Consider the following 20,607-nt stretch of genomic DNA (forward strand, 5'->3'; position numbering starts at 1 on the left):
TCGCGCCAGGTGGTGGGCGGCCCCACAGGCCTCGATCGCCACCACCGTCGGCGGCAGCTTGGCAAAAAACGCCAGCATCGCCTTGCGGCTCAGCCGCTTGCGAAGCACCACGCGTTCCGACGCGTCAACGCCATGCAGTTGAAAAATATACTTCGACGTATCCATCCCAATGCGGATAATCTGGCTCACGGACGGCTCCCTTGTCTGAGATTTCGACAACCTCATTCTGGCACACTGATGCCGTAGGGGGCCGTCCACACCATCAACCACAAGCCGATGTTGGTGAGGCGAGATCGTGGTTGATATCTCTCGCCAAAACTTCTCCCTGGGGTTATGGGTCCCGGATCTGCGCTTCGCTTGTCCGGGACGACACCGAGATTGCAGAGGCGCTTCCTACACACCGCGCCGCTTTTTCATCTCCAACTCCCGTCCCGTCTCCAGCATCAGCCGCCTCAGCCAGATCGAGCCGGGATCCATCTGCGCGCGGGTCGGATAGAACATGAACTGCTCGTCGATGCCCGGATCGAGCGGCGGTGTCACCGCGACGAGGCCGAGCTGCTTCGACAGCGCCGCGATCAGCCGGCGCGGCACGAACGCGACGAGGTCGGTGCGGGCGGCGACGTGCAGGGCTTCGAGATAGCCTGACACCACCAGCGTGATGTGCCGCTCGATGCCCTTGGCGCGCAGCCAGGTGTCGATCAGATCCTCGGCCTGGCCGCGGATGATCACGCCGACATGGCGTGCGGCGAGGAACGTCTCGCGCCGCTTCAGCTTCGCGCCCATGGGATGGCCGCGTCGCACCGCGAGCGCATCGCTGTCGGTGTAGAGCAATTGCCGGTGAAAGCTCTTGAAGGCGTTGCCGATCGAGATCACGAGATCGATGGTGCGGGCGAATTCGGCGTGGAAGATCGCGGATCCCCGCCACGGCACCACGTCGATGCGGACATTGGGCGCCGCCCGGGTCACCTTCTCCATCAAGGGCGGCATCAGGAGCTCGACCGCGAGATCCGGCATCATCAGGCGGAATTGCCGCTCGCTGCGTGCGGCGTCGAATTCCTCCGGCACGAACAGTCCGCGCACCTGGTCGAGCGCCTGTGCCAGCGGCGCGCGCAGCGCCTGTGCCCGCGGCGTCAGCTCCATGCGCGCGCCGGTGCGCACCAGCAGCGGGTCGCCGAAAATGTCGCGCAGGCGTTGCAGGGCATGGCTCGCCGCCGGCTGCGACAGCCCGATCCTAAGTGCGGCGCGGCTGACACTGGCCTCGCGCAGCAGCGCGTCGAGTGCGGTCAGCAGATTGAGGTCAAGGGAATTCAAATTCATGAAACGAATAGATATCATATTCTCCATCGATTTGAAGAATGCGCCTTGCCCGACGATGATCTCCGCGATGTCACCACACGGAGATGCCGCCATGAGCGCGAGCGCCAACAAGAAACTGATGCAGGACATTTTCGCCGCCGCCGCCAACCCCGATCCGGCCGCGCGCGATCGGGCCCTGTTCACCGCAAGCCTTGCCGATGATGCCAGATGGGTCGTGACCGGCCAGTATTCCTGGTCGCGCACCTTCACCGGCAAGGAGGCGATCCTCAACGATTTGCACGGCTATGTGCGCACCCGCCTGCGCGACCGGACGCGCACCGTCGCCCACCGCTTCATCGCCGACGGCGACATCGTCGTGGTGGAAGCCAAGGGCGACAACGTCACGCCCGAGGGCGTGCGCTACGACAACGACTACTGCCTGGTGTTTCGTCTCGAGGACGGCAAGATCAAGGAGATCCGGGAGTATTGCGACTCCGTCCTCACTGAGAAGGCGCTCGGCCCGTTTCCGCAAACGCCCGTGAGGGCCGCGGGCTGACGGGGTTGAATCCGAACTGGTCTGCCGACGAGTGCCGTCCGCGTCTATCGAGGATTGTCGTGTCGGTCTGGCGAAAGCTGGTGGAGATCGTGCGGGTCCGGCGAGAGCGCGCTCGGATACGCTGCCAGCTCACCGCGATGAGCGAGCGGGAGCTCCTGGATTGCGGGATGACCCGCTCGGAGATTGCGTACGAGCTGAAGAAGCTCGTCCGGCGGAAATAGTGACCGGGAGGGGTCCGGCGCCCTCTCCCGTTCTATTCGAGAATACGCTTGGCAAAATGACGCAGGCGGCGGCCTGACGAACATCCATCCAGGCATCTCGTGCCGCGATCTGCATGCCGTGCCGGATTCGTGCCAAAGCCTTGCGCAACTGCCGATAAAATCAGCAGGCCCTGTGCGATGCTTCGCGCATGCGCGCGAAGGACTAGAAGGTTCAATTAACAAGTGTCCCCCATTGTGTCGCGGTGCAGCGTGAGTCGCCAGACGCGACGCGCGGCTGCCAGGGTGGCCAGTGACGATCGCCGGACGTTCGGCCGCTCGAATTCACATGCTCTGGGTGGACAGTGGGAATGCCGAACTTTCGTTTGCGGATCAGGGGCCGTCTCTATGCCGGGTTTACGGCCCTCGTCGCGGTTGGAGTGGCCATGGCCATGACGGCGGTCTGGAATCTGTGGGCGGTCCAGGACCAGGTCGGAAGACAGTCCGCACTGTCGGACAGTACCGCACGGGTGCTGGAGATATCGACCCATCTCCAGGCGATCCAGCGGGCCAATCTGCGATACATCTACGACGCCAGTGAGCCTGCGATGAAGGAGGCTTCGGAACGGGAAGCCGCGGCGACGGAGCTGTTGCAGGTCGGGGCCAAGGGAACACTCTCGGAGGAGCGGCGAAAGCTTTACAATGGTCTCATCGACGATATCGCGAAAATGCGCAGCCTGCGCGACAATCTCGGGGACGCCGTCAATGAGGCGAGGACCGGAAAGGCGACACTGCTGCCGAGCGGCGACGAGCTGACCGTCAAGATGGGCAAGCTGGTCGATGCGGCGCGCGCATCCGCCGATGAAGACACCGCGGCCCTGGTCGCGGACCTCGAATCCAGGCTCCTTCTCGTTCAGATCGCAAACTGGCGTTTCCTGGCCCTGCGCGACACCAAGGGGCCTGCGAATTTCAGGACCAATGCGGACAGGGCCGTGCAACGGCTCGCAGCGATCGAAAAGAGCCCGCAGGCGGCGGAATTGCGAGCCGTGCTCGCGCCGGTGAAGACCTCGCTCGGAATCTACAAGTCCGCATTCGAGACGACGTCCGCCGCGATGCTCCAGGCCGACGAGATCTACCACAAGAACCTCGCTCCCCTCATCGTCGACAGCATCGCCAAGCTCAAGGTCGCGGAAACCGCCTTGAAGAAGGACTACCAGGCTTCGCGCACCACCGCCGAAACCGTGATCGCCGGCACCACATCCGTCCAGGAGATCGCCGGCGGCCTTGCCGTCCTGTTTGGATTGATCGTCGCCGTCCTGATCGCCCGCAGCATCGTTGGGCCGTTGACCTCGATGACGCGCGCGATGGGCGCCCTTGCCGGCGGCGATCTCGAGGCCGAGATCCCCGGGCGCGGCAAGGCCGACGAGATCGGCGACATGGCCAAGGCGATCCAGGTGTTCAAGGACAACATGGTCGACACCGAGCGCCTGCGCGCGGAGCAGACAGAGCTCGAGGCGCGGCAGGCGGAGAGCCGCAAGGCCGACATGGTCAGGCTCGCCGACCAGTTCGAGCAGGCGGTGGGCGAGATCGTCGACACCGTGTCGTCGGCATCGGGCGAGCTGGAGGCCTCCGCCGGCACGCTGACCGCGACCGCGACGCGCGCCCAGGATCTGTCGACCGAAGTAGCCTCCGCGTCGCAAGAAGCGACCGCCAACGTACAAGCAGTCGCGTCCGCCACCGAAGAGCTTTCCTCCTCGGTCAGCGAGATCGCGCGCCAGGTGCAGGAATCCGCCCGCATCGCCAACGAAGCGGTGGCTCAGGCCGGTAAGACCAACGAACGGGTCAGCGAGCTCTCCAAGGCGGCGGCGCGCATCGGCGACGTGGTCGAGCTCATCAGCACGATCGCCGGCCAGACCAACCTCCTGGCGCTGAACGCCACCATCGAGGCGGCGCGTGCGGGCGAGGCGGGGCGCGGCTTTGCCGTGGTCGCCTCCGAGGTCAAGGCGCTCGCGGAACAAACTGCGAAGGCGACCGGCGAGATCGGCCAGCAGATTTCGAGCATCCAGGCCGCCACCGAGCAATCGGTCGGCGCGATCAGGGAGATCAGCGGCACCATCGAACGGCTGTCGGAGATATCGTCGACGGTCGCCGCCGCGGTGGAAGAGCAGGGCGCCGCCACGCAGGAGATCTCCCGCAACGTCCAGCAGGCCGCTCATGGCACGCAGCGGGTGTCGACCAATATCGGCGACGTGCAGCGCGGCGCCTCCGAGACCGGCTCGGCCTCCTCGCAGGTGCTGTCGGCGGCCCGCTCGCTGTCGGCCGACAGCAACCGTCTGAAGCTCGAGGTCAGCAAGTTCCTGAGCTCGGTCCACGCCGCCTGACCGGCGCGAACGCCTTAGAGCGGGATGGATCTAGATTGAATCGATCGAGCCACGGGCTCGCTCAACCTCTCCCGCTTGCGGAGGTCGGCGCGAAGCGCCGGGTGGGGGCTCTCTCCACATTGGGAGTCTCGATTGCGGCGAGACCCCCACCCCAGCCCTCCCCCGCAAGCGGGAGAGGGAGCGCACCTGCTTTGCGGCCGCTAATCATAGGTCCACGCGCGCGCGTGGACCGGCAGGGCGATGCGGTGGCGCTCAGGCCACCTTGGTCGTCATGTGCTTGAACATGTTGCGGCGGGCCTCGTCGTCCATCTCGGCCTTGAAGGTGAACTTGTCCTTCAGCGCGATCGCGCGCGCAGCCGCGGGGCGCGCCGAGATCTCGTCGACCAGCCGCTTGACGTTCGGGTACTTGCTAGGGGCATCCTCGCCGAGCACGAAGGCGGCCATGCGCGCCCAGCCCCACAGCGCCATGTCGACAATGGAGTAGCTGTCGCCGACCATGTAGCGGTTCCCGGCGAGGTGATCGTCGAGGACCTGGTAGTGGCGGTGGCCTTCGAACTGGTAGCGGTTATGCGCGTAGTCCTGGTCCTTGGGCGAGAAGTGCTTGAAATGCACCGCCTGCCCCGAAAAGGGGCCGAGGCCGGTGGCGATGAACATCAGCCATGACAGCGTCTGGCCGCGCACGGCGGGAGCGGGCAGGAATTTGCCGGTCTTCTCGGCGAGATAGAGCAGGATGGCGTTCGAGTCGAACACGATCGTGCCATTGTCGTCGATTGCCGGCACCTTGGCGTTCGGATTGATCTTCAGGAATTCCGGCGTGAACTGCTCGCCCTTGCGGGTGTCGATCGCCACCGGCTCGAAGGGCAGCCCGGATTCCTCCAGAAACAGCGCGACCTTGGTCGGGTTCGGCGATCCGTTGAAGTAGAATTTGAGCATCAGATGTCTCTCCAGTGTCTGTTGCCGAGAGCGAATGCAACGTCATTGCCGCGGGCGGCCCTCTCTTGCCCGAACCGCGCCTGACGGCACAACCGGCGAGTTTGCCGGGCGGTATCTGCGCACAGCGCAGATCAGCCAGCGTAGAAGAAGCCGATCACCGCTGCGATGACCATGGCAGCGCCTATCGCCTCCATCCGCAGCCCCAGCCGCGTCGCCGCATGCATGCTGGAGGCTTGCGCGGCGCGCTCCGGTCCCCGCGCGTAGCCGTGAACGATGACGTCGTGATGGAAGGTGTCGTGGGCTTCATTGCCGCAGGCGAGCCCGGCGCAGATCAGCAGCACACCGAACAGGGCGAGGCCGAAAAATCCCAGAAGCCCGATCAACAGCATCGGAAACATGCCGGCGAGGAAGATCGGCAGCAGCGGCAGAAACAGCAAACTCTCGGACTGACGTCGCACGGGATCGACCGATCAAGACGAGAACTGATGGCGTGATCCTAGTCCTGGCGGCGGCGCCGTTCAACCACCCTTGTCATTCCGGGGCGCGCCTCTTGGCGCGAGTCCGGAATCCATTGCGCCGCTTGTCCCGCGGCCCGATGGATTCCGGGTTCGCTCGCTGGGCTCGCGCCCCGGAATGACGATGGCGAGGAAGACTACTCCGCCGCCATGCCGGCGCGGATCTCGGCGCGCAGCTCGTCGATCAGCTTGAGGCCCTTCTTGGTCTCGACGTGCCAATAGGTCCAGCCGTTGCAGGCGGCCGAGCCCTGCGCCACGGCGCCGATGCGATGGATCGAGCCGACCTTGTCGCCGAGCATGATGGCGCCGTCGGCGCGGACGAGGGCGCCGAGCTTCTTCTTGGCGTCGAACAGTTTTGTGCCGGGCATGATCATGCCGCGCTCGATCAGCTCGGAGAACGCGACCCGCGGCGCCTCGCGCGCGGTCATGAACGGGGCGAGGCTCTCCTCCGGCAGCGGTTCGACCGCGGCGATGCGGGCTTCGGCGGCCTTGGCATAGACCTTGTCGCGCTCGAAGCCGATATAGGAGCGGCCGAGACGCTTGGCGACCGCGCCTGTGGTGCCGGTGCCGTTGAAGGGATCGATCACGAGATCGCCGGGTTTTGACGACGATAGCAGCACGCGCGCGAGCAGGCCTTCCGGCTTCTGCGTCGGGTGAACCTTCTTGCCGTCGGCGCCCTTGAGGCGCTCCTCGCCGGTGCAGAGTGGAATCAGCCAGTCGGAACGCGCCTGCACGTCCTCATTGGCCGCCTTCAGCGTTTCATAGTTGAACGTGTAGCCCTTGGCCTTCTCGTCACGCGCGGCCCAGATCATGGTCTCGTGCGCGTTGGTGAAACGACGGCCGCGGAAATTCGGCATCGGGTTGGATTTGCGCCAGACGATGTCGTTCAGGAGCCAGAAGCCGAGGTCCTGCATGATCGCGCCGACGCGGAAGATGTTGTGATAGGAACCGATCACCCAGATCGTCGCCGACGGCTTCATCACGCGGCGGCAGGCGAGCAGCCAGGCGCGGGTGAAATCGTCATAGGCGGAGAACGACTCGAACTTGTCCCAGGCGTCGTCGACGGCGTCGACATGGGACTCGTCGGGACGCTTGAGATCGCCCTTGAGCTGAAGATTGTACGGAGGATCGGCGAACACCAGATCGACGGTGCCAGCCTGAAGCTTCGACATCTCGGCGACGCAATCGCCGACGATGATGCTGTGCGAAGCGGACTCAAAATTTGTGCGGGGCGCCCTTGCAGACGCCCCGCGACGCGACACAACCATGACTCAAGGACTCTGACTCAGGCGACGCTGTCGGCGACGCGGGACCAAACAACCGACTGGCCGTTACATTGACGGCGCAAAGTAAAAATCGACTTAATCCGCTGCTCTTGTGAGCAGGCGCTGCATCGCGCGCCGCGCGCAGCGTGTTGTGCGCATTCGCTGTGTTTTGCGGTATATTTCGCATCTGCTCGCCTTGCGGGAGCCGCGCCGGCTGCAAATTTCCCTCGGAAAAAATTGCACGAGGGTCGGAAAAAATTGCTGGCACGGGCATGCTACCGCACTAGGCAATTTTTGCCGAGCGGGATATTGATTAACGCAACGGAAATTTTACGTATGTGGCGCGTTGAGCTTTCGCGCTTTTGCGTGCCCACGAAATGCCATCAAGGACCCCAAGGGAAGGCCGCCATGCGTTACGATGACTTCCGCCGCAGCGACGACATCGAGGATCGTCGCGACGAAGGTGGTGGGTTTGGCGGCGGCGGAGGCGGCGGGTTCGGCCTGCCGATGGGCGGCGGCGGGCTCGGCATCGGCACCATCATCGTGCTCGGCCTGATCGGCTACGCCTTCGGCATCGATCCCCGCATCCTGATCGGCGGCGCCGAGATCCTCACCGGCGGCAATCAGGCACCGACCTACCAGACCGATCGCCAGTCGACCTCCGCCAAGCGCGGTGCTCCGACCGACGAGATGGGCAGTATGATCTCCGGCATCCTCGGCGAGATCGACGATCGCTGGAGCGAGATTTTTCAGGCCAGCGGCCAGTCCTACACAGGTCCGAAGATCGTGCTGTTCCGCAACGCCACCAATGGCGGCCGCTGTGGCATGGCGCAGTCGGCGATGGGCCCGTTCTACTGCCCGCCGGATCGCACGATCTTCCTCGACACCTCGTTCTTCCGCGAGGTCGAGACGCGCTTCCGCGGCTGCTCCGGCAAGTCGGCGTGCAATTTCACCACCGCCTACATCATCGCGCATGAGGCCGGCCATCACATCCAGAACCTGCTTGGCATCATTCCGCGCGTGACGCGGCTTCAGCAGCAGGTCGGCAGCAAGGCGGAGGCCAATGCATTGCAGGTGAAGGTGGAGCTCCAGGCGGACTGCCTGTCCGGCGTCTGGGTCAACCGCGAGGCGAAGAAGCGTCCGAACTTCCTGGAACCGGGCGACATCGACGCGGCGCTGACCACGGCGAGCGCGATCGGCGACGACACGCTGCAGCGCCAGGCCACGGGACGCGTCGTACCTGATTCCTTCACCCACGGCTCGGCCGAGCAGCGCAAGCGATGGTTCATGACCGGATATCAGCAAGGCACGGTGCAGTCCTGCAACACGTTCGGCAACAACGGGTCGCTGTAAGCGGGAGAGCTCGTGCTCCGGACGCTGCGCGGCATGAAATGCTGCGCTGCTGATCCGGGGCCCACAATGCCGGGCACTCACAGGTCTCAGAAGTGGGTCCCGGCTCTGCGGCGCATCCATAGCGCGTCGAAGACGCGCGTGAACGCGCTTATGGCGCTGCACCGCGTCCGGGACACAAGAGGAAAGCGCGATGGCGTCCATCGACGAGTCAAAGCAATTCATCCCGCTCAACATCGCGGTGCTGACGGTCTCGGACACGCGATCGCTTGCCGACGACAAGTCGGGCCAGACGCTGGCCGACCGGATCACCGCGGTCGGCCATCATCTCGCCGCGCGCGAGATCGTCACCGACGACATCGAGGCGATCCGCGCCGTGATCCGCCGCTGGATCGCGGATAGCGGCGTCGACGTTGTCATCACCACCGGCGGCACCGGTTTTACGGGACGCGACGTCACGCCGGAGGCGATCGAGCCGCTGTTCGAGAAGCGCATGGACGGCTTCTCGATCGCGTTCCACATGATGAGCCACGCCAAGATCGGCACGTCGACGATCCAGAGCCGCGCCACTGCCGGCGTCGCGGGCGCGACCTACATCTTCTGCCTGCCCGGCTCCCCCGGCGCCTGCCGCGACGGCTGGGACGGCATCCTTGCGAGCCAGCTCGACTACCGCACCCGTCCCTGCAATTTCGTCGAGATCATGCCGCGTCTCGACGAGCACCTGCGAAGACCGAAGGCGCAAGGCGCGACGGTGTAATTGTAATCACAGCTGATGCTTCACCCTCTCCCCTTGTGGGAGAGGGTGGCTTCGCGGAACGCGAAGCCGGGTGAGGGGTCTCTCTCGGCACGGTCAGTGTGGAGAGAGACCCCTCACCCGAATGAGCCCGTGTCTGCGAGCGGAGCTGCCCTCTTCCACAAGGGGAGAGGGGCACAATCACACGCATCTCGCCTCTTGCGAGATTGTTAGAGATCCCGCTCCCAGGTCTCGCCGGTCAGGTTCTGCCCAAAGCTGCGATGCGGCTCGGTGGCGACCAGCTCGAAGCCGGCGTCCTGGTAGATTTTCCGCGCGGCGACCAGGATGCTCTGCGTCCACAGCGTCATCCGGCGATAGCCGCATGCGCGCGCGAAGGAGACGCATTCGGCGACGAGGCGCTGGCCGAGACCCTGGCCGCGCGCGGCGGGATCGAGCAGGAGCAGGCGCAGCTTGGCGACGTCGTCGCTCGCCTTCACCAGAAACACCGAGCCGACCGGGCGGCCCTCGATGTCGGCGATCCAGCAGCGCTCGCGCGAGGCGTCGTAGGACGTCATGTATTTGGCGACGATCTCGGCCACCAGCGCCTCGAACCCGGAATCGAAGCCGTATTCGCTGGCATAGAGCGCGCCGTGGCTCTGCACCACCCAGCCCATGTCGCCGGGACGGGGCTCGCGCAGGATCGCGCGCGGCGGCGGCGTGCGCGGCAGGCCGAGCAGCCGCTCGATCGTCTCCATTGCGCCGGTCAGCCGTCGGCGATCCTCGCCCGACAGGGGGCGCAGCATCGCGGCGACGTCCTCCTGCGTCAGCCGCTCGAGCCTGGCGAAGGCCTGGCGGCCCTTTGCGGTCAGGCTGAGCTGGTACTGCCGGCGGTCGCTGGGGAGCGGCTTGCGCACGATCAGGCCACTCTCGTCAAAACTCTGCACGATGCGGCTGAGATAGCCGGGATCGAGCCCGAGCGCGCCGCCGATCTCCTTGGCCGGTTGCTCGCCGCCATGGGCGAGCTCGTAGAGCACGCGCGCCTCGCTCAGCGAGAACGGGCTCTTCAGAAGCTGCTGGTCGAGCACGCCGAGCTTGTGCGTGTAGAAGCGGTTGAAGGCGCGAACAGCCTGGACCTCGTCGTCGGAGACCAGTGCGGTCGATTGCGTCGGGCTTGCGGTCATGGGCCACCTCGATACTTGCCATTGTCAATTAATTATTTGACTTTGGCAAGCATCTTCGAGGCTCACCCGACCATGACGATCCGGCTGCGGAGCAGCGTCCGGGAGGAGCGGCCGAGCCGCCGCAGCAACCGGGCCTCGGACCGGCGGGCGTGGGGCGGATAGCCTCCGATCCGGTCGTAATGATCGCGCGCGATCAAAAGTCCCTGATCGCCGAGTGGGCCGAGGAGCCTTCGCACCACGGAGCGGAGGACGTCGCGCAAGCCGGTATCGGAGTAGGGCGAGCGCGCGTAGCGGAACACCGCCGCCCGGTCGCGGCCGCTGGCCGAGACGGTCTGGATGAACTGGGTGGTCTCCTCGATCCAACCGGTCTCGAGCACGGCGCCGGCGGGCAGGAACATCAGCCAGGGCGAGCGGGCCTGGAGCGCACCGGCGGCAAGCGCCGCGCCCTGCGAGGATCCTTCGAAACCGATGAAACGGCAGCCTGCGACGTCGGCAACGCGTTCGATGACGCCGTTGCGGGTCCCGTCGACCAGGAGAACCTCCCGAATGATGCCCGCAGCGGCGCCTGGTACCAACGCGGCCAGAGTTGCGACCGCCGTCTGTTCGACGCCTTCGGTCGGGATGATGACGCTCAGCATGATCGAGGCTTCAGTGTCTCAAATTTCGGGAGAAGCGTGCCTTGTTGTGATGTTGTCATAAACATGGCGCGATGCCGAGCGCAACTTTCCGGTGGGAGGCTCGGTGCCCGATGGTAAACTGCCCGGGCTCATCGCATCCAAATGTGTCGTGTGCGGGATGGTAATATTGCCGAATGTTTCGGCAAAATGGGTGCGATCACCGTAGGAAACCGGATATCGCCGTCGCGATTGTCGAGCATTGGCCGATCACTTTTCCGCAAGACGAGTTGTCGGATCGGTCGTTCAGACAGGAGGGCGTGCAACCATGGAAAAAGGCGACATCACCTGTCCTAAATGTGGAGCCGGTTTCCGCCGGATTACGCTATCATCCCTCGCCGGCGAACGCGGTGAATTCCGCTGCACCATCTGTAATGAGGTGCTGGAGGTCCGTGACGGTTCTCACGCGGTTGCCTATCGCCTCACCGTGGCCCCGAGCAGGATACTCGCGTGAACGCCGATCAACTCACCATTGGCACGGCTGCAACATCGTCGAAGCAGGACGCCGCGCCGACCTTGCGGATCCGCGCGCTGATGCTGGGCGACCGCATCAACGCCTCAGGCCTCGAGATCGGCCCGATCGTTTCCTCGATGCCCGCCGCCTTCCGCGTTCATGCCGGCCTTGCTGTGATCTTTCGTTACGGCGTGGTGGTGTTGATCGGTCTCCTCCCTTCGGAGGAGAAGGTCCTGATCGACCGCCTGAAGCCGCGGGTGACCGGCGAGTTCAGCCCATATGAGGAGGAGACCGCGCAGGCGCAGCTCTGCCACGACGAAAACGCCGAGGCGATCCAGCCGGGCGGGCCGATCTGCCTGGCAAAATTCTCCGACGACCGGCTGCTCCTGATTGCGGACGCGCTGGCCAAGAGCACGTCGCTGGCGCGCGACGAGCGTCGCGTCGCTGCGGTCTTTGATGTGATCGAGCCCTTCGCGCGCAAGCTTGCCGAGCAGGGCCGCACGCCGCGCCAGCGCAAGGGCATGTTGCAACTGATCGGCAATGCGCTTCTCGTCCAGCAGCGCGTGGCCGGTCGCGTCGCCGTTGCCGAGAAACCCGACGTGCTCTGGGAGAAGCCGGAGCTCGACCGGCTCTATGCCCGTCTCGAAGACGAATACGAGCTGAAGGAGCGCCTCGACACGCTCGAACGCAAGCTCACGGCCGTGTCGACGACTGCCAATGCGCTGACCGACATCATCGACACCCAGCGTTCGCTGCGCCTCGAAGTGGCGGTGGTGGTGCTGATCGTGATCGAGGTCGTGATCGGCTGCATCCAGATCCTGTCCGGGATTCACTGAGCTCGTTGCAGCACCGCCGCGCAATGTTGCGCGATGGTCAGTTCCTCGTTGGTCGGGATGATGAAGACGTCGACGGCACTGTCGCGGCCGCGGATAGCCTCATGTGCCTTGTCATTCGCGACGGGATCGATGCGCACGCCGAGCCAGGCGAGCCGCGCACAAATCTCGCTGCGGATCTCCTTGGCATGCTCGCCGATGCCGCCGGTGAAGACCAGGCAGTCCAGCCCCTGGAGCGTGCTCGCCATTGCCGCGACCTGCTGCGCGACGCGGATGGTGAAGAGATCGATCGCCTCCCGCGCCGCGGCCTCGCCGCTTGCGAGCAGCGTGCGCATGTCCGCGGAGATGCCGGAGACGCCGAGCAGGCCGGACTCCTGATAGAGCAGGTGCTGGACATCCTCGGCGGACATCCTCTCGTGCTGTTGCAGATAGAGCAGGACGCCCGGGTCGATGGTGCCGCAGCGCGTGCCCATCACCAGCCCGTCGAGCGGCGTCAGTCCCATCGTGGTGTCGAGGCTGCGATTGTTGCGGAGCGCGCAAAGGCTCGCGCCGTTGCCGAGATGCGCGATGACGGTGCGCCCCGCGACAAGATGCGGCGCGATCCCGGCGAGACGCCCCGCGACATATTCGAAGGAGAGACCGTGGAAGCCATAGCGCCGGACGCCGCGCTCGTCATAGCGCCTCGGAATGGCGAAGCGGCTCGCGGGCGGCGCGAGGCTGTGGTGAAAGGCGGTATCGAAACAGGCGATCTGCGTCAGCTCGGGCCGTATCGCGCTGACGGCGCGGACCGGCGCCAGGCACCGCGGCTGATGCAGCGGCGCGAGCGGCGTCAGCGCGTCCAGCTTCGCGTAGACATCTTCCGTCACCTCGACCGGGCCTGAATAGTCGGGGCCACCGTGGACGATGCGGTGTCCGATGCAGCGCAGGTGACGATCGCCAAAGGACTCGTCGACGAAGGTCAGTACGTCGGCGAACAGATGATCGTCGTCTGTATCCGCCCTCTGCTTCTCGAACAGATCTTCGCCCGCGGGGCCTTTCACGACCAGCCGGGGCCTTGCCTCGTGCTCGTCGAGTGCGCCCTTGCAGAGCAGGACGGGCGCGGCCGCCGACATCTCGAACAGGCCGAACTTGATGCTCGATGAGCCGGCATTGAGGACGAGAGCTGTTTCCGACATGGCTTGACGTCAATCGCCGGCTTCTGCAGGCGTCTTGCCGCCCGCGCTGCCCGGCCAGACCCAGTCGCGGATCTCCGGCATGTCCTCGCCATGCTCGCGCACATAGCGCGAATGCCTGATCAGCGCGTCGCGGAATTGCTGCTTCACATGCGCGGCTTTGGTCGCGAGCCCAGGCACGCGCTCGATCGCCTCGATCGCGAGGTGATAGCGGTCGAGCCCGTTGAGGACGACCATGTCGAACGGCGTCGTCGTGGTGCCTTCCTCGGCGAAGCCGCGTACATGCATGCCGGCATGGTTGGTGCGGCTATAGGTCAGGCGATGGATCAGATGGGGATAGCCGTGATAGGCGAAGATCACCGGCTTGTCGCGCGTGAACAGGCTGTCGAAGTCGCGATCGGACAGGCCATGCGGATGCTGCTCCTTCGGTTGCAGCGTCATCAGGTCGACGACGTTGACGACGCGGATTTTCAAATCCGGCAGCGCCTTGCGCAGCAGGTCGACGGCGGCGAGCGTCTCCAGCGTCGGCACATCGCCGGCGCAGGACATCACCACGTCGGGCTCGCTGGCCGCATCTTCCGTCCCTGCCCATGTCCAGATGCCGATGCCGGCATCGCAATGAGTGGCGGCCTCTTGCATCGACAGCCATTGTGGCGCCGGCTGCTTGCCGGCGACGATCACGTTGATGCGGTCATAGGTGCGCAGGCAGTGATCGGCGATCCACAGCAACGTGTTGGCATCCGGCGGGAAATAGACGCGGACGATGTCGGCCTTCTTGTTGGTGACGAGATCGACGAAGCCGGGGTCCTGATGGCTGAAGCCGTTATGGTCCTGGCGCCAGACATGCGAGGTCAGGAGGTAGTTGAGGGAGGCGATCGGGCGCCGCCACGCCAGGTCGCGCGAGACCTTCAGCCATTTGGCGTGCTGGTTGAACATGGAATCCACGATGTGGATGAAGGCCTCGTAGCAGGAGAAGAAACCGTGGCGCCCGGTGAGGAGGTAGCCTTCGAGCCAGCCCTGGCAGAGATGCTCGCTCAGGACCTCCATGACGCGGCCGTCCTGCGCGAGGTGTACGTCGTAGGGCTCGGTTGTCTCCATCCACACCCGCTCGGTGGCCTCGAACACCGCGTCGAGCCGGTTTGAGGCGGTCTCGTCCGGCCCCATGATGCGGAAGTTGCGCGCCTCCGCATTGAGGCGGACGACGTCGCGCAGGAATTTTCCGAGCTCCCGTGTCGCCTCCGCCGCCACGCCGCGGGGCCGCTGCAGCTCGACCGCGAAGCTGCGGTAGTCCGGCAGCTTCAGCTCCTTCTTCAACAAGCCGCCATTGGCGTGCGGATTGGCGCCCATGCGACGGTCGCCGTCGGGCGCGAGCGTCTGGAGCTCTGGGATGAGCGCGCCGTTGGTGTCGAACAACTTTTCCGGCTCGTAGCTGCGCATCCAGTCTTCGAGCACTTTCAGATGCGCCGGATTTTCCCGGCAACTGGCAACCGGCACCTGATGCGCGCGCCAAAAGCCTTCGACCTTGAGGCCGTCGACCTCCTTGGGCCCGGTCCAGCCCTTCGGGCTGCGCAGCACGATCATCGGCCAGCGCGGCCGCTCGACCGTCTTGCGCCCGTCTCGCGCATGCTGCTGGATCGAGCGGATGCTGGCGAGCGCGACGTCGAGCGCATCCGCCATGGTTCGGTGCATCAGTTTGGGATCGTCGCCCTCGACGAACAGCGGCTCGTGGCCGTAGCCACGGAACAGCTCCCGGATCTCGTCGTCGCGCATCCGCCCGAGCACGGTCGGGTTGGCGATCTTGTAGCCGTTAAGATGCAGGATCGGCAGCACCGCGCCGTCATGCACGGGATTCAAGAACTTGTTGGACTGCCAGGACGCCGCGAGCGGGCCGGTCTCGGCTTCGCCGTCGCCGATGACGCAGGCGACGATCAGGTCCGGATTGTCGAACGCCGCTCCATACGCGTGCACCAGTGCGTAGCCGAGCTCGCCGCCTTCGTGGATCGAGCCCGGCGTTTCCGGCGCGGCGTGGCTCGGAATGCCACCGGGGAAGGAGAACTGCCGGAAAAGCTTGCGCAATCCGTCCGCGTCGCGCCCGACATTTGGATAGATCTCGCTGTAGCTGCCTTCGAGATACGTGTTGGCGACCATGCCCGGGCCGCCATGGCCGGGACCGCAGACATAGAGGACGTCGAGGTCGAGCGCGCGGATGACGCGGTTGAGATGGGCGTAGATGAAGTTGAGCCCCGGCGTCGTGCCCCAATGGCCGAGCAGGCGCGGCTTGATGTGCTCGGGCCGCAACGGCTCGCGCAGTAGCGGATTGTCCAAAAGATAGATTTGCCCGACCGATAAGTAGTTTGCGGCGCGCCAGTAGCGATCGAGGAGATCGAGGTCGCCGGCCGCGGCGCTCGCCTGTTGTTTATTTGTCATGTTCTGCCGACCCTTCACGCGACGATCGTCACCAACCGTGTTCCGCGACGATCGATCCCTGGCCGGCATCAAACGGGATGGCGGGGGCGCCAGTGTTGCGTGAGGTCAAAGGAGTGCGCCCGAAGTTTGGGCAGCTACTTTGCATGGGGTTGTTTTTCAGTTTTTCGTTCTTGTTCTTGATTTGTTCCTTTGCCGTGCTATCTTGGCTTCATGAGTCCAGCATCCTCTCATGCTCTCAAGCACCCGCCGGTCACGGCGCCCTCNNGGGTGCGCCTTCCGCTTTCCCTGAGCTGGCGGTCGCCATCGACCGCCAGCGCAGGCGAGGGCGGGGCGCGCAGTCCAACGCCAGCGGCCGCTATGAGGCCGAGGCACGCGTCGCCTTCGATGACGGCTGGCAGAGTCTGGAAGACCTGCCGCCATTCAAGACCACCGTCGCGGTCGACACCTCGCGCAAGGTGATAACCCGCAACGATTCTCCCGATATCGGCTTCGACCGCTCGATCAATCCCTATCGCGGCTGCGAGCACGGCTGCGTCTATTGCTTCGCGCGGCCGACCCACGCCTATCTTGGCCTGTCGCCGGGGCTCGACTTTGAATCAAAGCTGTTCGCCAAGCCCGAGGCGCCGTCGCTGCTGGAGAAGGAGCTCGCCGCGCCCGGCTACGAGCCGCGGATGATCGCGATCGGCACCAACACCGATCCCTATCAGCCGATCGAGCGCGAGCGCAAAATCATGCGGGGCATCCTCGAGGTGCTGGAGCGCGCCGGCCATCCCGTCGGCATCGTCACCAAGTCGGCGCTGGCGGTGCGCGACATCGACATTCTCTCGCGCATGGCAAGGCGCAATCTCGCCAAGGTGGCGATATCCGTCACGACGCTCGATCCGAAGCTCGCGCGCACCATGGAGCCGCGCGCGTCCACGCCGCCGAAGCGACTGGAGGCGCTGAAGCAGTTGTCAGACGCCGGCATTCCGACCACCGTCATGGTCGCGCCCGTGATCCCCGCGCTGAACGATTCCGAGATCGAGCGCATTCTCGATGCTGCCGCCCATGCCGGCGTCAAGGAAGCATCCTACGTGCTGCTCCGGCTGCCGCTCGAGGTGCGCGATCTCTTCCGCGAGTGGCTGATGGCCAACTATCCGGACCGCTATCGCCACGTCTTCACCCTGATCCGCGACATGCGCGGCGGTCGCGACTACGACTCGAAATGGGGCGAGCGGATGAAGGGCACCGGCCCGATGGCCTGGACCATCGGCCGCCGCTTCGAGATCGCCTGCGACAAGCTCGGGCTCAACAAGCGGCGTTCGAAGCTGACGACGGATCATTTTGCGAAGCCGAAGCAGACCGGCGAGCAGCTCAGCCTGTTTTAAGCGGCGAAGCGAATGAGGCGTAACATGAGTAGAGAATTGCCGGCCCCGGTGCCGCGGCTCACCGTCATCACGCTGGGCGTGAGCGACATCCGCGCCAGCATCGCTTTCTACACGGCGCTGGGCTTTGCGCGCAGGCTGAAGGCGACAGGCGAGGCTGTCGCCTTCTTCGACACTGGCGGCCCGGTACTCGCACTGTTTCCCTGGGACCAACTCGCGGCGGACGCCAACCTCGCGGACAAGCCGAGGCCATCGACCTTCCGCGGCATGACGCTCGCCTGGAACTGCCGGACGCGCGAGGAAGTTGACGCGGTGCTGGAGTTCGCCGTCGGTGAGGGAGCCGGCTTGCTGAAGGCCGCGCACGAGACCGATTATGGCGGTTACTCAGGTTATTTTACCGATCCCGACGGTCATCCCTGGGAGGTGGTGGTCGCGCCCGGCATTGAGGTCGGCGACGACCGGCGGGTGCACCTGGCGGAGTGAGGCGGCCCACTTGCCCACTTGAATAACGGGAATTACCCGGGGTTCCCTGTTGCGTGGGCCGGACAGCTTGCGCACGATCCCGGCCATGATTCGGGACAAATCCGCCAGCAAGCCGGCCAAGGACGCGCCAAAGAAGGATGCCGCCAGGAAGGCTGCACCTCAAAACGCGAAGACGTCGGCTGGCAAAGCTTCAGCTGAGGCCGGCAAGGTCGAGGCCGCTAAGAGCGAGACCAAAAGCGGCGTCATCGCCGTCGCCCCGCCGAGCTTTCGCCGCGAGCGGGCGCTGATCAAGCGCGGCGTCTGGCCGGTGGCGGGCTGCGATGAGGCCGGCCGCGGGCCGCTCGCCGGCCCCGTGGTGGCGGCCGCGGTGATCCTCGACCCCAACCGCATTCCGCGCGGCATCGACGATTCCAAGCGGCTGACGGCGGAAGAGCGCGAAAGACTGTTCGACAAGATCTGCGCGACCGCGCAGGTCTCGGTTGCCGTCGCATCACCCTCCCGCATCGACCGTGACAACATCCTGCGCGCCTCGCTGTGGGCGCTGAAGCGGGCGGTGGACGCGCTGCCCGAGGCGCCCCGTCATGTCTTCGTCGACGGTCGCGACCGGCNCTCGACACGGCTTGCGACTGCGAGGCGGTGATCGGCGGCGACGGCCTCGTCCTGTCGATCGCCGCGGCCTCGATCGTCGCCAAGGTGACGCGGGACCGGCTGATGTGCGCGCTGGCGCAGGACTGTCCGGGCTACGGTTTTGAGCAGCACAAGGGCTACGCCGTTCCGGAGCACCTCGAGGCTCTCGACCGCCTCGGCCCCTCCATCCACCACCGCAGCTTCTTCGCCCCCGTCGTCGCCGCCCGCGCCAAGCACATGCCCTGGACTGTTGAGCCGGTGCGGGATTTGTTCTCTGTGACGGAGGTCGAAGTGCAGGTGGACGCCGGAATCGAGATCGACGCCTCGGCGAATATCTAGCACGCTCGCCGCGTTCCTTCTTCGTCTCTCCCCGCCCTGTGGGGAGAGACTGTTGCGCGTGAGCATACGCGCCTCACTCCCCGTAAGAACGGGGAGAGGGAGCAGACTGTCGTTGCCACGACGCGCAGCGCGCTTTATCAAATCAAGTCAGAGCGAATAGGGCCGGCTTGGACGGGTTGGCTGCATCTTTCGGACGCTGCATGCGGTTTACCTCCCTGGTCATCGAGCTCATTCGCGCCCGGCCGCGGCTGATCGTTTGGATCGTGGTGCTGATGCAAGCCGCGATGTGGCTGTTCGTGGCGCTCGTGTTCTACCGCAGCCCGCCCGGCAGCCTCGCAACCCTGCTTGCCTTCGGCCGTGAATATCGGGTCGGCACCGACCTCGGCCCGCCGCTGCCGATCTGGCTTGCCGACATTGCCTATCGCGCCGCCGGCAATCACATGTTCGGCGTCTACGTCCTCGCCGAGCTCTGCGAGATCGCGACCTTCATCGCGCTCTATCATCTGGCGCGCGCCGTGGTCGGCAGCCAGCAGGCGGTGCTCGCCGTGCTGCTGACCATGACGGTGCTTGCCTTCTCCTCGTCCGCGCTCGATTTCGGTCCGCTTGTGCTGGCGCGGCCGCTCTGGACGCTGCTTCTGCTGCATTCCTGGCAGATCATCGGCCAGCGCCGCGGCAATGCCTGGTTCGCCTGGTCGATCGAGGCGGGGCTGTTGCTGCTGACCACGCCCGCGGCGATCTTTCTCCTCTCGCTGCTCGTCATCTTCGCGGTTTCCACCGCCGGCGGCCGCAAGACGCTGCGCGCGCTCGATCCGCTGTTTGCGCTCGTCGTCGTCGCCGTGTTGGCGCTCCCCTATGCCGTCTGGCTGATGCGTGCCGAGACGTTCATCCTGCCGCCCCTGCCGCAAGTCGCGGAACTGAACGCGCGTGCGCTGAATGCGGCCTGGCTGCTCGGCGGGCTGGTGCTCGGCGCGGCGGCGATCCTGGCCTTGAGCTTCCTCAACACCGGCTGGTTCGCCGGCAGGACCGAGGAGCCGCCGATCATCTACCGGCCGCCGGTCGCGCCGCTGGCGCGCAACTTCGTCTACTTCTTCGCGCTCGCGCCCGCCCTCGGTGCGGTTCTGATCTCGAGCTTGTTCGGCCTCGACGGCGTCCTCGGCGGCGCCGGCGTCGTGCTGGTGATGGCGGGCCTTGCCGTGGTCGTGACGGCCGGCGACCTGATCGCGATGCGGCGCGCACGGATGCTGCGCAGGGTGTGGGCCGCAGCCGTCGTGGCGCCGGCGGCGGGCGTTGTGCTGGCGGTCCTGGCCATGCCCTGGACCGGCACCGGCGAGATCGCGACCTCGATGCCGGCGCGTGCGATCTCCGACTTCTTCGACGAGAGCTTTGCCCGGCGCACCAACCATCGCCTGCGCGCGGTCGCCGGCGAGACGCAGCTTGCGAGCCTGATCGCGCTGCATTCCGGCCGGCCGCATCTCTTCATCGATGCCGATCCCGCGCGGACGCCGTGGATGATATCGGCGAAATTCAGCGAGACCGGCGGCGTCGTGGTCTGGCGCGCCTCCGACACTGCCGGCACGCCGCCGCCCGACATCCTCAAGCGCTTTCCCGGCATCGTGCCCGAGGTGCCGCGCGCCTTCGAATGGCTGGTGACCGGACGCCAGCAACTCCTCCGCATCGGCTGGGCCATCGTGCGGCCGAAGGGGACGTAGCTCTCGTGCCCCGGACGCAGCGCGGAATGAAATGCTGCGCTGCTGAGCCGGGGCCCATCTTTCCGCGAACGCATGGGTCCCGGCTCTGCGACGCAGCGCTTACGCGCTGCATCACGTC

The 20,607-nt window shown here is 65.6% G+C and carries 19 protein-coding genes and 2 pseudogenes; 12 read left to right on the top strand and 9 right to left on the bottom strand.

The features are described from left to right. Nucleotides 1-189 (bottom strand): annotated as a pseudogene (locus AYJ54_RS48185) (IS110 family transposase); the annotation flags it as partial. A 204-nt stretch (nt 190-393) separates the two neighbouring features. Further along, the gene (locus tag AYJ54_RS34550; RefSeq protein WP_063706294.1) at nt 394-1,317 is read right to left on the bottom strand and encodes a LysR family transcriptional regulator; all 924 of its coding nucleotides are present in this window, start codon (nt 1,315-1,317) and stop codon (nt 394-396) included. Nucleotides 1,318-1,408: 91 nt separating this feature from the next. Here AYJ54_RS34550 and AYJ54_RS34555 point away from each other — a divergent pair, with 91 nt between their 5' ends. The 3 genes from AYJ54_RS34555 to AYJ54_RS34565 all read left to right on the top strand — a co-directional run bounded on the left by AYJ54_RS34555 (nt 1,409) and on the right by AYJ54_RS34565 (nt 4,430). Beyond that, nucleotides 1,409-1,852, top strand: a complete 444-nt coding sequence (locus AYJ54_RS34555) for a nuclear transport factor 2 family protein (RefSeq protein ID WP_063706220.1) — start codon at nt 1,409-1,411, stop codon at nt 1,850-1,852. An 89-nt stretch (nt 1,853-1,941) separates the two neighbouring features. Beyond that, on the top strand, nt 1,942-2,073 hold the full coding sequence (locus tag AYJ54_RS34560; protein ID WP_245329205.1) for a YjiS-like domain-containing protein: 132 nt from the start codon (nt 1,942-1,944) through the stop codon (nt 2,071-2,073). Nucleotides 2,074-2,420: 347 nt separating this feature from the next. After that, entirely contained in the window at nt 2,421-4,430 is a 2,010-nt protein-coding gene (locus AYJ54_RS34565) for a HAMP domain-containing methyl-accepting chemotaxis protein (protein WP_063706224.1), read from the top strand. Nucleotides 4,431-4,682: 252 nt separating this feature from the next. Here the strand turns inward: AYJ54_RS34565 and AYJ54_RS34570 are convergent, their stop codons facing one another. The 3 genes from AYJ54_RS34570 to AYJ54_RS34580 form a co-directional block, all read right to left on the bottom strand. Next, nucleotides 4,683-5,363 carry a glutathione S-transferase family protein gene (locus tag AYJ54_RS34570; protein ID WP_063706226.1) on the bottom strand — a complete coding sequence of 227 codons (681 nt, stop codon included), beginning with the start codon at nt 5,361-5,363 and terminating at the stop codon, nt 4,683-4,685. A gap of 131 nt (nt 5,364-5,494) precedes the next feature. Continuing rightward, complete coding sequence (locus tag AYJ54_RS34575; RefSeq protein ID WP_063706228.1) at nt 5,495-5,821, bottom strand: hypothetical protein; 327 nt, start codon at nt 5,819-5,821, stop codon at nt 5,495-5,497. 194 nt (nt 5,822-6,015) lie between these two features. Continuing rightward, the gene (locus tag AYJ54_RS34580) at nt 6,016-7,146 is read right to left on the bottom strand and encodes a site-specific DNA-methyltransferase (RefSeq protein WP_063706230.1); all 1,131 of its coding nucleotides are present in this window, start codon (nt 7,144-7,146) and stop codon (nt 6,016-6,018) included. Nucleotides 7,147-7,551: 405 nt separating this feature from the next. Here AYJ54_RS34580 and ypfJ point away from each other — a divergent pair, with 405 nt between their 5' ends. Next, nucleotides 7,552-8,496, top strand: coding sequence for a KPN_02809 family neutral zinc metallopeptidase (gene ypfJ / locus AYJ54_RS34585; protein ID WP_063706232.1), 945 nt, complete (start codon nt 7,552-7,554; stop codon nt 8,494-8,496). Between the two features lie 190 nt (nt 8,497-8,686). Further along, a complete protein-coding gene (gene moaB / locus AYJ54_RS34590; protein ID WP_063706233.1) occupies nt 8,687-9,250 on the top strand; it encodes a molybdenum cofactor biosynthesis protein B in 564 nt (187 codons plus the stop codon). Nucleotides 9,251-9,456: 206 nt separating this feature from the next. Here the strand turns inward: moaB and AYJ54_RS34595 are convergent, their stop codons facing one another. Both AYJ54_RS34595 and AYJ54_RS34600 read right to left on the bottom strand, forming a co-directional pair. Continuing rightward, entirely contained in the window at nt 9,457-10,407 is a 951-nt protein-coding gene (locus AYJ54_RS34595; protein ID WP_063706235.1) for a bifunctional helix-turn-helix transcriptional regulator/GNAT family N-acetyltransferase, read from the bottom strand. A 62-nt stretch (nt 10,408-10,469) separates the two neighbouring features. After that, nucleotides 10,470-11,045, bottom strand: coding sequence for a glycosyltransferase family protein (locus tag AYJ54_RS34600; RefSeq protein ID WP_063706237.1), 576 nt, complete (start codon nt 11,043-11,045; stop codon nt 10,470-10,472). A 304-nt stretch (nt 11,046-11,349) separates the two neighbouring features. Here AYJ54_RS34600 and AYJ54_RS48190 point away from each other — a divergent pair, with 304 nt between their 5' ends. Together AYJ54_RS48190 and AYJ54_RS34605 are read left to right on the top strand one after the other, a co-directional pair. Then, on the top strand, nt 11,350-11,535 hold the full coding sequence (locus AYJ54_RS48190; RefSeq protein WP_082905997.1) for an MJ0042-type zinc finger domain-containing protein: 186 nt from the start codon (nt 11,350-11,352) through the stop codon (nt 11,533-11,535). Beyond that, nucleotides 11,532-12,371 (top strand): RMD1 family protein, encoded by an 840-nt coding sequence (locus AYJ54_RS34605; RefSeq protein ID WP_063706239.1) that lies wholly within the window; start codon nt 11,532-11,534, stop codon nt 12,369-12,371. The genes AYJ54_RS48190 and AYJ54_RS34605 overlap by 4 nt, the downstream gene beginning before the upstream one ends. On the opposite strand, the gene AYJ54_RS34610 is transcribed toward AYJ54_RS34605, so the two are convergent. Then, complete coding sequence (locus AYJ54_RS34610) at nt 12,365-13,543, bottom strand: acetate/propionate family kinase (RefSeq protein ID WP_063706241.1); 1,179 nt, start codon at nt 13,541-13,543, stop codon at nt 12,365-12,367. The genes AYJ54_RS34605 and AYJ54_RS34610 overlap by 7 nt on opposite strands. 9 nt (nt 13,544-13,552) lie before the next feature. Further along, nucleotides 13,553-15,967, bottom strand: a complete 2,415-nt coding sequence (locus AYJ54_RS34615; RefSeq protein ID WP_063706243.1) for a phosphoketolase family protein — start codon at nt 15,965-15,967, stop codon at nt 13,553-13,555. 290 nt (nt 15,968-16,257) lie between these two features. Between AYJ54_RS34615 and AYJ54_RS34620 the strand changes: the two genes are divergently transcribed. The 5 genes and pseudogenes from AYJ54_RS34620 to AYJ54_RS34635 all read left to right on the top strand — a co-directional run bounded on the left by AYJ54_RS34620 (nt 16,258) and on the right by AYJ54_RS34635 (nt 20,489). Beyond that, complete coding sequence (locus AYJ54_RS34620) at nt 16,258-17,334, top strand: PA0069 family radical SAM protein (RefSeq protein WP_245329206.1); 1,077 nt, start codon at nt 16,258-16,260, stop codon at nt 17,332-17,334. Between the two features lie 24 nt (nt 17,335-17,358). Then, complete coding sequence (locus AYJ54_RS34625; RefSeq protein WP_063706245.1) at nt 17,359-17,814, top strand: VOC family protein; 456 nt, start codon at nt 17,359-17,361, stop codon at nt 17,812-17,814. Between the two features lie 85 nt (nt 17,815-17,899). After that, nucleotides 17,900-18,422: ribonuclease HII (locus tag AYJ54_RS53020; RefSeq protein ID WP_245329204.1), on the top strand; the 523-nt coding region annotated here is incomplete at its 3' end. Between the two features lies 1 nt (nt 18,423). Beyond that, a pseudogene (locus tag AYJ54_RS53025) lies at nt 18,424-18,780 on the top strand (ribonuclease H family protein); the annotation flags it as partial. Between the two features lie 200 nt (nt 18,781-18,980). Continuing rightward, nucleotides 18,981-20,489 (top strand): glycosyltransferase family 39 protein, encoded by a 1,509-nt coding sequence (locus AYJ54_RS34635; RefSeq protein WP_063706247.1) that lies wholly within the window; start codon nt 18,981-18,983, stop codon nt 20,487-20,489. Nucleotides 20,490-20,607: the final 118 nt, after the last annotated feature.

Source organism: Bradyrhizobium centrolobii (assembly GCF_001641635.1).
GTDB lineage: Bacteria > Pseudomonadota > Alphaproteobacteria > Rhizobiales > Xanthobacteraceae > Bradyrhizobium > Bradyrhizobium centrolobii.

Bases quoted from the DNA above. Each gene is read 5' to 3' on its own strand.
- AYJ54_RS34550 (WP_063706294.1), bottom strand. From the start codon at position 1,317: ATGAATTTGAATTCCCTTGACCTCAATCTGCTGACCGCACTCGACGCG.
- AYJ54_RS34555 (WP_063706220.1), top strand. From the start codon at position 1,409: ATGAGCGCGAGCGCCAACAAGAAACTGATGCAGGACATTTTCGCCGCC.
- AYJ54_RS34565 (WP_063706224.1), top strand. From the start codon at position 2,421: ATGCCGAACTTTCGTTTGCGGATCAGGGGCCGTCTCTATGCCGGGTTT.
- AYJ54_RS34570 (WP_063706226.1), bottom strand. From the start codon at position 5,363: ATGCTCAAATTCTACTTCAACGGATCGCCGAACCCGACCAAGGTCGCG.
- AYJ54_RS34580 (WP_063706230.1), bottom strand. From the start codon at position 7,146: ATGGTTGTGTCGCGTCGCGGGGCGTCTGCAAGGGCGCCCCGCACAAAT.
- ypfJ (WP_063706232.1), top strand. From the start codon at position 7,552: ATGCGTTACGATGACTTCCGCCGCAGCGACGACATCGAGGATCGTCGC.
- moaB (WP_063706233.1), top strand. From the start codon at position 8,687: ATGGCGTCCATCGACGAGTCAAAGCAATTCATCCCGCTCAACATCGCG.
- AYJ54_RS34595 (WP_063706235.1), bottom strand. From the start codon at position 10,407: ATGACCGCAAGCCCGACGCAATCGACCGCACTGGTCTCCGACGACGAG.
- AYJ54_RS34600 (WP_063706237.1), bottom strand. From the start codon at position 11,045: ATGCTGAGCGTCATCATCCCGACCGAAGGCGTCGAACAGACGGCGGTC.
- AYJ54_RS48190 (WP_082905997.1), top strand. From the start codon at position 11,350: ATGGAAAAAGGCGACATCACCTGTCCTAAATGTGGAGCCGGTTTCCGC.
- AYJ54_RS34610 (WP_063706241.1), bottom strand. From the start codon at position 13,543: ATGTCGGAAACAGCTCTCGTCCTCAATGCCGGCTCATCGAGCATCAAG.
- AYJ54_RS34615 (WP_063706243.1), bottom strand. From the start codon at position 15,967: ATGACAAATAAACAACAGGCGAGCGCCGCGGCCGGCGACCTCGATCTC.
- AYJ54_RS34625 (WP_063706245.1), top strand. From the start codon at position 17,359: ATGAGTAGAGAATTGCCGGCCCCGGTGCCGCGGCTCACCGTCATCACG.
- AYJ54_RS34635 (WP_063706247.1), top strand. From the start codon at position 18,981: ATGCGGTTTACCTCCCTGGTCATCGAGCTCATTCGCGCCCGGCCGCGG.